Source organism: Collimonas arenae, assembly GCF_000786695.1.
In the GTDB taxonomy this organism is placed as follows: Bacteria; Pseudomonadota; Gammaproteobacteria; order Burkholderiales; family Burkholderiaceae_D; genus Collimonas; species Collimonas arenae_A.
Map to the genome: position 1 here is coordinate 1391563 of NZ_CP009962.1, position 13153 is coordinate 1404715.

Here is a 13153-nt window from a genome sequence, read left to right on the forward strand (position 1 = left end):
GCCCGGGTTGTTCCGCAGGCAGACGACAGTGTCGTCCGAAACCTCTGCTACACCCTCCTAGCCGTACTACTCGTACTGTCTTCGTCGGCGTGCCTAGCCAGTTTAATTTTGAAACCGCCTCTAAGCGCCCAGATTCTGCACGAAATTGGGTAGCGCGAATAGTGCCTGATGGACATTTTCGTTGTAATACTGAAGAACGCCCAGCGCTCTTTCTTCTAGCCGGGCCGAGATGGCATGGCTGTCCAGCCGTCGCGGATCTAGCGTATCGCTAGCCACCGCCATGCCCCACAGTGCGCCGTACAAAGGCACATAGACGGTGTAAGGACTGACATGCGTGAAGATATTGCCAAGACGCTGGCGTAACTGGCCGAAACGCTGCGGATGGTGGAATGGGCTGCCCAGATGCATCACCAGTGCGCCGCCGGTATTGAGCAAAGCGCGGCAGGCCTGCAGGAATTCCTCGCCATAGCAGTCTGCTGCCAGTGCGCTGCCGTTGGCGTTTTGCGGATCGGTCAGGTCCAGCAAGATCAGGTCGTATAACTGACTGGCATTGGCGGCGCGCGCTGCTTGCTTGACAAAGGCAAAGCCATCCTCGGCTACATGCTGCACCCGCGGATCATTCAGCGCGCCACGATGGATTTGCCGCAGATGTTCGCGTGCCAGCCGGATGACCAGCGGATCGATTTCACACAAGGTGATGTGTTCGATCGACGGATGCTTGAGCAATTCCTCGCTGCTGCCGCCATCGCCGCCGCCGACGATCAGCGCCCGTCGCGGTTGAGGATGGCTGAGCGCAGTCGGGTGCACCAGGCACTCATGGTAGAAGAACTCGTCGCGTTCGGAGGTCATGAAAGCGCCATCCAGCCGCATTACCTTGCCGAATTCCGCTGAATTAGCAATTTCTATACGCTGAAACTGCGATTGCACTTGCACAAGCGGCGGCGCCAGCTGGGTGCCGTAGGCGGTATGCTGGGTCAGCTGTTCCAGCGCCAGGGTCTGGTCGTTGGCGCCGCTACCGCGTTGCAAGCGGTTGGTTTGCCAGCGCGCAGGCGCAAAACTGGCGATCAGGGCATCTAGCAAACCGCTGGCCTTGGCGCTGTTGTCTTCCGTGAAATTGCAGACGTATACGTCCAAGGTAACTGCCTGGCGCTCTGGCCAGGTATGGATTGCCAGGTGTGATTCAGCCAGCAGCAGGGCACAGGTAACACCGGCGGCGCTGCCGTCGGCGGCCTGGAACGGGTGAAATTTCTCACCCACGATGGTGAGGCTGGAACGGATGGTTTGTTCCACCACAAATTGCCGTAGTTGCGCCGGGTCGAGCAGCAAGCCGGGGGCGCAGCGGCAGTCGTAGCAATCGGCAGTCAGATGTAAGCCTTGCATGGTCTGTTCAGTGAAAAATTGGTTCAGGGGGCAAAATCGAGATAAAAATGCCAATTAAATGGTAACTAAGTGATAAGTGTGCAACGCAATCCAGATTTGATGCAATGTGCTCGCTAGCGGCGCTGCGGCAGCATTTTACTGCCCCGTAAGGTGAGAAATGCGCGGATTTGAACCGGTATCGACTGCATTTTGGTAAAATATCGGCCTTTGTGGCTGTTCTGATATCCGGAGCCAGCGCGCTCAGGCGCCGTTCCGAATGACTGAATTTTGCTCGCTAACCAATTCTCAACCGTTGCCTACCGCTCAAACCATGACTTCCACACTCCCGACTACCAAGATGGCCAATGCAATCCGCGCACTGGCAATGGACGCTGTCCAAAAAGCTAATTCCGGCCATCCCGGCATGCCAATGGGCATGGCGGAAATCGCAGTCGCCTTGTGGGCCAAGCACTACCGTCACAATCCAGCCAATCCGCATTGGTTCAATCGTGACCGTTTTGTCTTGTCGAATGGTCATGGTTCGATGCTGCAGTACGCTTTGTTGCACCTGACCGGTTACGATCTGCCAATGGATGAGATCCGTAATTTCCGCCAGATGCATTCGAAGACTCCGGGTCATCCTGAAGTCGACGTTACCCCAGGGATTGAAACCACTACCGGTCCGCTGGGCCAGGGTCTGACCAATGCGGTCGGCATGGCGCTGGCGGAAAAACTGCTGGCGGCGGAATTCAACCGTGGCGAGCTGGCAATCGTTGATCACTACACCTATACCTTCGTCGGCGACGGCTGCCTGATGGAAGGTATTTCGCATGAAGCCTGCTCGCTGGCCGGCACGCTGCGCCTGTCGAAACTGATCGCACTGTACGATGATAACGGTATCTCGATCGATGGCCATGTCGAAGGCTGGTTCAAGGACGACACCCCGAAGCGTTTCGAAGCCTACGGCTGGAACGTGATCCGTGCCGTCGACGGCCACAATGTGGAAGCTGTCAGCGCTGCAATTCATCAAGCCAAACTGTCCGACAAGCCAACCCTGATCTGCTGCAAGACCGTGATCGGCAAGGGTTCGCCGAACCTGGCCGGCACCGACAAGGTCCACGGCGCGGCATTGGGCGACAAGGAAATCGCTGCCGTGCGCGAGGCGCTGGGCTGGACTTCTGCGCCGTTTGAAATTCCTGCCGACGTTTACGCAGCATGGGACGCCAAGGCGCAAGGCCAGCAGTTCGAAGGCGACTGGAACGCACTGTTCGCTACTTACGCGGCAGAGTTCCCGCAACTGGCCATCGAATTCACCCGCCGCATGAAGGGCGAACTGCCTGGTAATTTCGAAGAGACAGCGAGCGCTTACATCGCTACTTGCGTCGAGAAAAAAGAAACCATCGCCACCCGTAAAGCCAGCCAGAACGCGATCCAGGCCCTGGCGCAGGTACTGCCGGAATTCCTCGGTGGTTCAGCCGATTTGACCGGTTCGAACCTGACCAACTGGAAAGAGTCCGTCGCTGTGCGCGCCGACCAGCCAGGTAATCACATCAACTACGGCGTGCGCGAGTTCGGCATGAGCGCGATGATGAACGGTATCGCCCTGCACGGCGGCTATATCCCGTTCGGCGCGACTTTCCTGACTTTCTCCGACTACAGCCGCAATGCCTTGCGCATGGCTGCGCTGATGAAGATCCGTTCGATCTTCGTGTTCACCCATGACTCTATCGGCCTCGGTGAAGACGGTCCGACCCACCAATCGGTGGAACACGTTTCCAGCCTGCGTTTGATCCCGCAACTGGACAACTGGCGTCCATGCGACACGGTCGAATCGGCAGTGGCGTGGGAGCAAGCGGTAAAGCGCCAGCATGGCCCGAGCACGCTGATTTTCTCGCGCCAGAACCTGCAATACCAAGAACGCGACGCGGCGCAAATCGCCAGCATCCAGCGCGGCGCCTACATCCTGAAAGATGCGCCGAACGCCAAGGCGATCCTGATCGCTACCGGCTCGGAAGTGGAACTGGCGATGCAAGCCGCCGTCGCGTTGGCGCAAGAAGGCATTGCAGTACGCGTGGTGTCGATGCCTTGCGCCGATGTCTTTGATCGCCAGGAAGGCGCTTACAAAGCCAGCGTCTTGCAGCGCGGTTTGCCGCGCGTAGCGATTGAAGCCGGCGTGACAGCGTTCTGGCACAAGTATGTCGGCCTGGAAGGCGCTGTGGTCGGTATCGATACATTCGGCGAATCGGCCCCGGCTCCGGTATTGTTCAAGCATTTTGGCTTCACTGTTGAAAACGTCGTAGCCAAGACCAAGCTGGTCCTGGCATGAGTGTAAAAAGCTTCAAGAAGCAAGACATCACCAACGTTGTCGGTGATGTCGTTATCCGCCGCGCTACGATTGCCGATGCTTCGGTGATCGCGGCGGTGCGTATCGACAGTTGGCGCGCCACCTATCGCGGGATCATTCCGGACGAGTATCTGGACGGCATGAAGATTGAAGACAGCACGGCAATCTGGAGCCGCATCCTGTCGGCGACCTCCAGCGCCGCCAATGTGTTCGTGGCCGAGGTCGATGGCGAAGTGCTCGGTTTTGCCGCCGGCATGACGCTCAAGGAATCCAAGCTCGGCTTCGACTCCGAGTTGACGGCGATCTATCTGGAACCATCGGTGCAGCGCGCCGGCATCGGCCGCAAGCTGGTGGCGCATGTCGCGGCCACTTTGGCCAGCGCGGGCGCTCAGAATATGCTGGTGTGGGTGCTGACGCAGAATACCCAGGCGCGGCAGTTCTACGAAACGCTGGGCGGCGAATTGCTGGTGGAGCAGGCCTTCAGCTGGGATGGACTGGATTTGCAGGAAGTCGGCTACGGCTGGCGTACTATCAGATAAGAGTGAATTGAAGCCGGATTGATGTGGCATTGATTGCAGCACAAGTTTATTGTTAATGTTAATACCTTAGGAGAAAACCATGACTATTCGCGTCGCCATCAATGGCTATGGCCGCATCGGCCGCAACATCCTTCGCGCCCATTACGAAGGCGGCAAAAAGCATGACATCGAGATCGTTGCCATCAACGACCTCGGCGATCCAAAAACCAATGCTCACCTGACTCAATACGATACTGCTCACGGCAAATTCCCTGGCACAGTGACAGTCGACGGCGATTCGATCGTAGTCAACGGCGACCGCATCAAGGTACTGGCGCAACGTAATCCTGCCGAGTTGCCATGGGGCGAGCTGGGCGTTGACGTCGTGCTGGAATGCACCGGCTTCTTCACCACCAAGGAAAAAGCCAGCGCGCACATCAAGGGCGGCGCCAAGAAAGTCATCATCTCCGCACCAGGTGGCAAGGATGTCGACGCCACTGTTGTTTTCGGCGTCAACCATGGCGTTCTGAAAGCTAGCGACACCGTGATTTCCAATGCTTCCTGCACAACAAACTGCCTGGCGCCGCTGGTCAAGCCGCTGAATGACAAAGTCGGCCTGTTGAACGGCTTGATGACCACCATCCACGCCTACACCAACGACCAGGTGCTGACAGACGTCTATCACGAAGACCTGCGTCGCGCCCGTTCCGCCACCATGAACATGATTCCAGCCAAGACTGGCGCTGCTGCCGCAGTTGGCCTGGTATTGCCGGAACTGAATGGCAAGCTGGACGGTTTCGCGATCCGTGTGCCGACCATCAACGTTTCGCTGGTCGACCTGTCGTTCATCGCAGCCCGCGATACGACTGCGGAAGAAGTCAACGCCATCATGAAAGAAGCGTCGGAAGGCGCCTTGAAGGGCGTGCTGACCTACAATACCGATCCGCTGGTATCGATTGACTTCAACCACAATCCGGCTTCGTCGAACTTCGACGCTACGTTGACCAAGGTTTCCGGTCGCCTGGTGAAAGTATCGAGCTGGTACGACAATGAGTGGGGCTTCTCGAACCGTATGCTGGACACCACGGTTGCACTGGTGAACGCCAAGTAAGACCCGATACCTGGCTTTTTTTGCATGGTAAAAACGCCCCGTCAACCGGGGCGTTTTCTTTGGGTGAACGCAATGCGCTATAGTAACTTCTGTTGGGAATAAATTAACCTGATCCGGGAGCTGGCATGACAAGCAATGCAGACAGCGGCGGTACAGACAGGCGCAATACAGACAGCCGCAGTGCAGGTAGCCAGGACAATTTCGAGACGATTGCCCGTTCAATGACGCCGTCGGACCTGGAAGTCATGAGGGCCTTGCTGGAGTCTGAGAGAATCCCCGCGTTTGTTTTAGATGGTGGCATCAACCAGGTGTATTCCCTGTTGGCAGTCGCCACCGGCGGCGCGCGCTTGCAAGTAGCCTCCGAACACGCGAACGCTGCCCGGCAGATACTCGCGGCTTTCGAGAGCGGGCAACTGACGCTGGACGATGAGGTGATCGGCGAAGAGTCAGGCGATGCCTGACAAGCGCAGAGGCCGGGCTCTCGCCATCATGTTCATGAAGCTACTGGGTATTGCTTGAGTCCTTGTCTGTCATGAACCGTCGGCACTGAAAACCTCCGCCCACAATTGTTTCACTACCGATATTTCCGTGGCGATGCGGCTTGCTGCTACGCGCGCTCTTTCTTCTCCCTGCAAACGCCCTTGGTGCTGCAATTTACGGAAGGTTCGGTAGGCATCAGCTACGGCATTTGCCAGGATCGGATCGATCAGACCTAGTGCGCCACATAGTTTCAACAGAGCGATATTGCCGATATCGGCGGTCAGTTGCGGATAGTCGGCGGCGTGGCGCAATATCAGGAATTGCATCAGGAATTCGATATCGATCATGCCGCCGGCGTCGTGTTTGAGATCGAAACGGTCGCTGCGGTTGGGATGGGCATCGCGCATTTTCTGGCGCATCTCTTGCACTTCGCGTTGCAGCAGAACAGGGTCGCGGACTTGCCGCAGAACTTCCACGCGCAGGGTTTCAAAGCGTTCGCCGATGGCGCTGTCGCCAGCGCAATAGCGTGCCCGGGTCAGGGCCTGATGCTCCCATAGCCAGGCGGACTCACGCTGGTATTTTTCAAATTTGCCAAACGACGACACCAGCAGGCCGCTGGCGCCGTCAGGGCGCAAGGCGATGTCGATATCGAACAGGATCCCGGCCGACGTATGACTGGTCATCCAGGTAATGAAGCGCTGCGCCAGTTTGGCGTACAGTGCGGGGCCGTCCTGGTCTTCATCTTCATACAGGAACACCACGTCGAGGTCGGAGACATAGCCGAGTTCCTTGCCGCCCAGCTTGCCGTAGGCGATGACGGTGAACAATGGCGTTTCCCGATGGCGGCCCGGCATCATGTTCCAGATAGCTTGTACAGTGGCCGCCACCAGCGCATCGGCCAGGCTAGACAGGTGGTCGGCCAGGGCCTCGATGCTGAGCATGCCTTCCAGGTCTTGCGCCAGCAGGCGGAATTGCTGGGCGTGATGCATTTCACGCAGGAGGTCCATCTGGCGCTCGGTATCGCCGTGCGCGGTTTCCAGTTGGCGGCGGCATTCGAGGGCGAAAGCCGGCCAGTCAGGAGCCGCATTCAGGCTGCGCGGATCAAGCAGCTCATCCAGCAGGATCGGATGCTGGGTCAGGTATTTGGCGGCCCAGTCGCTGGCGCTGATCATGCGGATCACGCGGTGCAGGGTGGCCGGATATTCGGTCAGCAGCGCCAGGTAGGCGGCGCGGCGTGCAATCGCTTCGAGGAAATCCAGCAAACGGTTCAAGGTCGGCAGGTGGCGCTCGGGCTCGGGGATCGCGGCTACTACCGGCAATGCGGCATTGACCAGCGCCAGCAGCCGGGTACGGCTGGCTACCGGCAGGTTTTGCACGCGCGTCGATTGCCAGGTGGTCATAAGGCGCTGCGCCGCTGCCGATGCGTCGGAAAAGCCGCAGTGCGTGAGGACGATGGTGATGGTTTCGCGATTGTCGGTTTCACTCAGCGTGTGCAATACGTTGTCGGCGTCATCCCAGTCTTTCTGTTTGCTGCCGTCCTGTTGCTTGTCATTGAAGATGTCGGCGAACTGGGCATCGACCAGGCTCCGGTGCTGGTCCAGCTCCTGCATCAATGCGGGTACGTCGTTGAAACCCATGGCCTGGGCGATGATCAGGCAATCCGCATCGTTGGTAGGGAAGGTATGGGTTTGCGCGTCGTCCAGGTATTGCAGGCGGTGTTCCAGGTTGCGCAGGAATTCATAGGCGGCCAGCAGCTTGTCGACCACCTCGGCGTCCAGCAGGTTCTTGCTGGCCAGGGTGCGCAAGGTGGCGCGGGTGGAGCGGTCGCGCAATTCGGCATCGCGGCCGCCGCGGATCAGCTGGAATACCTGAGCCAGGAATTCGATCTCGCGAATGCCGCCGCGGCCCAACTTGACGTTGTTGCTGCGTTCCGGATGCAGGGCTTCCAGGCGCTTTACCTCGGTGTGGATTTGCGCATGCATGGAGCGCATGGCGTCGATCGAGCCGTAATCCAGGTAGCGCCGGAAGACGAAAGGGCGGCTGATGTTTTCCAGGGCGGCGATATCTTCTGCGCGGCCGGTAAGCGCGCGCGCCTTGCACCAGGCGTAGCGCTCCCATTCACGGCCCTGGGTCACCAGATAGGTTTCCACCATGTTGAAGCTAGCCACCAGCGGCCCCGAGGCGCCGTTTGGCCGCAACGCCATGTCGACCCTGAAAGTAAAGCCGTCCTCGGTAATTTCGGACAAGGCGCCGATCAGCTTCTTGCCCAACCGGGTAAAAAACTCGTGATTCGACAAGCTGCGCTGGTCGGCGCTGGCCGGCTGCGTATCGCCATCTTCCGGATAGGCGAAGATCAGGTCGATATCGGAGGAGACATTCAGCTCGCAACCGCCCAGCTTGCCCATGCCCAGTACGATCAGCTCCTGCGGCTGGCCAGACTCTTCGCCGTGCGGCACGCCGTGCAGCGCCACCATATCGGCAGTCAGCGCCGCCAGATGGGTTTGCACCGCAAACTCGGCGAAAGCGGTGACAGCGCTGACTACTTCATCCAGGTCGGTGACGCCGCGCAGATCGCGTTCGATCAGCGTACAGACCAGCAAATTGCGCAGCCGGCGCATTGCGCGCGGTAACGGCATGCCGGAATCTGTTTCATTTTGTAATAACTGCCTGAGCAGCACCGGACTGAGGGTTAACCTTGTTGTTGATTTGGACAGTTCCTCGATCCGTCCGGCACGTCCGGCTTCGGCATTGACCCAGCGCGTATAGTAGCGAGAGGCGGCGGTGCTGCTTAATAAGGATGGCGTCACGGGTTCGAAGAGTAAATTTAAAGAGTAATAAGGCGAAATTGAAGGAAAAAAGGAAGCTATCTCCAGCCTTTTTGTTTTCTGACCGCTGATCCATGCGAACATATGGTCTGGCTGCTTGTCGAACTTCAACAACTGGCCGTATTGGAATCAATCAGACGCTGTGCCATTTTATTCTACCTTGAGCTCCTTATTTTACCGATTCTGATTGATGTTGGAACAACAACCAAAATTGCCGCCCCCAGCCACTCGCCTCGCGATCTGCTGGCGCGCCGGAATGACCGCTTATAGGCACGCGAACCTGGTAACGCACCATTTGCTTGGCGCTTTGCTGACGTTGCTGATCGTGGCTTATTTTCTGTTTTGCGGACTGTTTCTGGGCTTGCGCTATGTGGTATTGCCAAATATCGGCTATTACAAGGCAGAGGTCGAGCAAATCGCCAGCAAGGCTGCGGGTAACCCGATTTCGATCGGCACGTTGCAGGCATCCTGGCACGGTCTGCAACCGCATCTGATATTTGATAACGTTGTCATTCACGATAAAAGTGGCCAGGCCGCGCTGACATTGCCGCAAGTCGCGGCCACCATTTCCTGGCGCTCTGTGTTGGTGGGCAGCGTCCGGCTGGCTTCGCTGGAGATCGATAAACCGGATCTGCAAATCGAACGCGATCCGCAGGGCAACCTGTTCGTCGGCGGTATCCTGGTCAACGCCAAGGACAAGAGTGACGGCGCCGGCGCCGAATGGCTGCTGGCGCAGCATCGCATCGTCATTCGCAATGGACAAGTACGCTGGCGCGATGATTTACGCAAGGCGCCCGAACTGACTCTCACTAATATCGATCTGCTGTTGCAAAGCCGCTGGCGTCGCCATCAATTGTCAGTGCGGGCGACGCCGCCTGCCGCTTTTGCCGCGCCGCTGGATGTCCGCGCCAATTTCGTCCATCCGGTATTCGCGCAGAAGACGGCGGACTTCAAGCGCTGGACCGGAACCCTGTACGCCAATCTGCACGATGCCGATCTGACGGTCTGGAAACCCTATTTCGACTATCCGCTGGAACTGACGCGGGGCAAGGGCGCGCTGCAAGCCTGGCTCGATCTGGATCACGCCAAGGTCCGCAACTTTACCGCCGACCTGCAACTTACCGGTTTGTCGATGCGGCTGCGGCGCGATCTGGAGCCACTGGCGCTGGACAATGTCAGCGGACGCGTTTCCGCCCACGAGGTGTTCGGGCCGCTATCTTTACAACAAGACAGTACACCGGCCTTCGGCACCAATGGCCATGTGATCGAACTTACCGATTTTTCCCTGAAAACGGCAGACGGCCTGACGCTGCCGCGCACTACCATCAGCGAGTCGTATGTGCCGGGGCAGGGCAAGCTGGGAGAAAAATATACCCTGCAAGCCAAGCAGCTGGATTTGCAGACCCTGGCCAGCTTTGCCCAACGCCTGCCCCTGACGCCGGCGCAGATCAAGATGATCGACGATTTTGCGCCGCGCGGCCAATTGCGTGACTTTGCCGCCCAATGGCAGGGCGCCTATCCAGCCATTACGTCTTATAGCGCAAAGGGGCAGTTTGAGGGCCTGACCATCAACCCGCAGTTGCCGCGCGCGGCCCAGGCGAAGACCGCAAGCCAGGCGGCGCAAGCTGCGGTGCCGGGCATTCCCGGAGTTGATAATCTGAGCGGCAGCATCAACGCCAACCAGGATGGCGGCAGCGTGAATCTGGCATCGGAAAAAATGCAGCTGAACTTGCCGGGCTTCTTTGATGATCCGGTGATGCCTTTCGATAAGCTGGACATGGTGGCAAGCTGGAACTTCCAGCAAAAGGATCTGCTGCTGAAAATCGACAGTATGAATTTCATCCAGGATGGGCTGGCAGGAACATTGTCGGGCAGCCATTTGCTGCCGCTGCAAGACCGCCATGGTGCGGCGGCAGGGGTGGTCGACATGAACGCCACGCTTAGTGAGTTCGACCTCAAGAAAATCGGCCGCTATCTGCCGGTTCACACGCCGGAGCATTTGCGTAACTGGCTGGTAGGCGCGTTGCAGGACGGCACGGCCAAGAATGTGGCGATCAGGCTCAAGGGCGACCTGGCCGATTTCCCGTTCAAGACCGACAGCCCGAACGCCAAGCCGAAAGGTGAATTCACGGTCACGGGAAAAATCGACAACGGTACTCTGGAATATGAGCCTGGCCATTTCGGCGCGGATGGCAAACAGCCTTTGTGGCCGCTGTTGGAAAAAATAGACGGCACGTTTGCGCTGGACCGCACGCGCTTGCAAATTAAAGCTGCGAGCGGGCAAACCTCGGGGGTCGGCGTCAGCGACGTGACCGCCACGGTGCCGGATTTGTCCTCGCACGACGAGATGCTGCTGATCGACGGCAGCGCCGCCGGCGCCTTGCAGAATTTTCTGCAGTTCACCAACAACAGTCCGGTGCTGCACTGGATCGATGGCTTCACCAGCGAGTCGCAAGGCAAGGGCAACGCCAAGTTGCAACTGAACCTGCAAATACCGCTGGCGCATGCGATCGATACCAAAGTGACCGGGGCCTTGCAGTTCCTTAACAATGATGTGGTCTTGCAAAAAATCATCCCGCCTATCGCGAATGCCAGCGGTCAGCTTGAGTTCAACGAAAAAGGCTTCAACCTGAACGGTATCAAGGGCAACTTGCTGGGCGGCCCGGTGCAGGCCAGTGGCGGCACGCAGGCAGATCGCCAGACCGTGATCAAGATCGAAGGCACTGCCGGCATCGACGGCTTGCGGGCGATGTACCCCAGCCCGCCGATGCAAAAACTGCTGTCCCGCGCCAGCGGCAGCAGCCGCTATACCGCAACCGTTTCGATCCATGAGCATCATCCCGAATTGTTGGTTGAATCGAGTTTGCAAGGCATAGGCCTGGACTTTCCGGAGCCTTTGCGCAAGAGCGCCAACGATGCCATGCCGCTTAAATTCGAGTGGCTGGGAGTGCCTTCCGACGATGCCGCGATTGTTCGCGATGAGCTCAAGCTGGCATTGGGATCCGGCATCGTCGCCCGATATCAGCGCCAGAAGCCGGTCGTCAAAGCCGAAAACGGTGTTGTCGCCGCCGCCGACTGGAAGGTGATGCGTGGAGGTATCGGCATCAATACGGCGGCGCCGGAACCTGATAGCGGACTGGCGATCAACCTTAACGCCAAGACCTTGAACCTGGATGCCTGGAACAACCTGACCGGTGGCTTGAATGACGGCGCCGCCGGCAAGACCGGCGAAGAGTCGTCATTGGCCGGTATGGCCCAGTATGCTTCGCCAAACGTAGTATCGGTCCGCGCCAATCAACTGATCTTGCTGGGCAAGACGATGGATAACGTGGTGTTGGGCGCGTCGCATCAGAAAAACGCCTGGCAAGTGAATGTCGATTCCAAGCAAGCCTCGGGTTATGTCACCTGGAGCGAATCGCCTTCAGGCCGTGGCTTGGGCAAGGTGACTGCGCGTTTGTCGTCACTGATCATTCCGCAAGGCGGCGAGTCGGATGTCGGCGAGGTGTTGGAAGGCAAGGGCGGATCTACCCAGATTCCCGGTTTGGATATCATCGCCGACGACTTCCAGTTGCTCGGCAAGAAACTCGGTCGGCTTGAGCTGAGCGCCAACAACGTCCGCGCCAATGTCGGCAGCGAGTGGCGTATCCATAAATTATCGATCAAAAATCCTGATGCCGAACTGAAGGCCGACGGCAAATGGACTACGGTCGACGGCGACAACACCACCAGCCTGACCTATGCCATGGATATCGCTGACGCTGGCAAATTGCTGGACCGTTTTGGCTTTGCCCACGTATTGCGCGCCACGAAAGGACGGATGGACGGCGAGGTCAGCTGGAAGGGTTTGCCGTTTACCATGGATATTCCATCGCTCTCGGGGCAGATCAACCTGGACATGGCCGCCGGCCAGTTCCTGAAAGTCGACCCAGGCGCCGCCAAACTGCTGGGCGTGTTGAGCCTGCAGTCCTTGCCGCGCCGTCTTACGCTGGATTTCCGCGATATTTTCTCCGAAGGATTTGCTTTCGACAGCGTGGTCGGCACAGCGTCTATCGCGCAAGGCAAGGCGCATACCGATAATTTCAAGATGCGCGGCGTCAGTGCTACCGTGCTAATGGATGGCGTCGCCGACATTGCTCGCGAAACCCAGGACCTGCACGTAGCGGTGTTGCCGGAAATTAATGCCGGCACGGCGTCGGTGGTGGCGCTGGCGATCAACCCGGTGATCGGCATCGGTACTTTCCTGGCGCAACTGTTCCTGCGCGACCCGCTGATGCGCGCGTTCACCTTTGAATATAATATTACCGGCGGCTGGAGCGATCCGGTGGTGACCAAGCTTGACCACAAGGGCGAAACTCCGGTAGCCACGACGCCGGACCTGACATCCGGGCGTTGATGCCAGGAGTTTGGTTGCTTGGCGCAAAGCCGCCGGGCCGGTTCCCAGCCTAAATTGGAGCCGGTGCGAGGAAAGGGGCTTGTGAGCGATAGCATTGATCCCCATTTCCTATAGTGGGTACGC

The 13153-nt window shown here is 58.3% G+C and carries 7 protein-coding genes; 5 read left to right on the forward strand and 2 right to left on the reverse strand.

Annotation, left to right across the window (positions count from 1 at the left end; genetic code table 11):
• Window positions 1–120 precede the first annotated feature (120 nt).
• Window positions 121–1380: a polyamine aminopropyltransferase gene (gene speE, locus LT85_RS06280; protein ID WP_038486623.1), complete on the reverse strand. Its 1260-nt coding sequence runs from the start codon at window positions 1378–1380 to the stop codon at window positions 121–123.
• Between the two features lie 310 nt (window positions 1381–1690).
• On the opposite strand from speE, the gene tkt reads away from it, so the two are divergent.
• The 4 genes from tkt to LT85_RS06300 all read left to right on the forward strand — a co-directional run bounded on the left by tkt (window position 1691) and on the right by LT85_RS06300 (window position 5793).
• Complete coding sequence (gene tkt, locus LT85_RS06285) at window positions 1691–3685, forward strand: transketolase (protein ID WP_038486626.1); 1995 nt, start codon at window positions 1691–1693, stop codon at window positions 3683–3685.
• Complete coding sequence (locus LT85_RS06290) at window positions 3682–4242, forward strand: GNAT family N-acetyltransferase (RefSeq protein WP_038486629.1); 561 nt, start codon at window positions 3682–3684, stop codon at window positions 4240–4242. Before tkt ends, LT85_RS06290 begins: the two co-directional genes overlap by 4 nt.
• A 79-nt stretch (window positions 4243–4321) precedes the next feature.
• Window positions 4322–5332: a type I glyceraldehyde-3-phosphate dehydrogenase gene (gene gap, locus LT85_RS06295; RefSeq protein ID WP_038486632.1), complete on the forward strand. Its 1011-nt coding sequence runs from the start codon at window positions 4322–4324 to the stop codon at window positions 5330–5332.
• A 125-nt stretch (window positions 5333–5457) separates the two neighbouring features.
• Window positions 5458–5793, forward strand: coding sequence for a putative signal transducing protein (locus tag LT85_RS06300; protein ID WP_038486637.1), 336 nt, complete (start codon window positions 5458–5460; stop codon window positions 5791–5793).
• A gap of 69 nt (window positions 5794–5862) precedes the next feature.
• Here the strand turns inward: LT85_RS06300 and glnE are convergent, their stop codons facing one another.
• Window positions 5863–8619, reverse strand: a complete 2757-nt coding sequence (gene glnE, locus LT85_RS06305; RefSeq protein ID WP_038495231.1) for a bifunctional [glutamate--ammonia ligase]-adenylyl-L-tyrosine phosphorylase/[glutamate--ammonia-ligase] adenylyltransferase — start codon at window positions 8617–8619, stop codon at window positions 5863–5865.
• Window positions 8620–8893: 274 nt separating this feature from the next.
• On the opposite strand from glnE, the gene LT85_RS06310 reads away from it, so the two are divergent.
• On the forward strand, window positions 8894–13030 hold the full coding sequence (locus LT85_RS06310) for a YhdP family protein (RefSeq protein ID WP_253273680.1): 4137 nt from the start codon (window positions 8894–8896) through the stop codon (window positions 13028–13030).
• Window positions 13031–13153 lie beyond the last annotated feature (123 nt).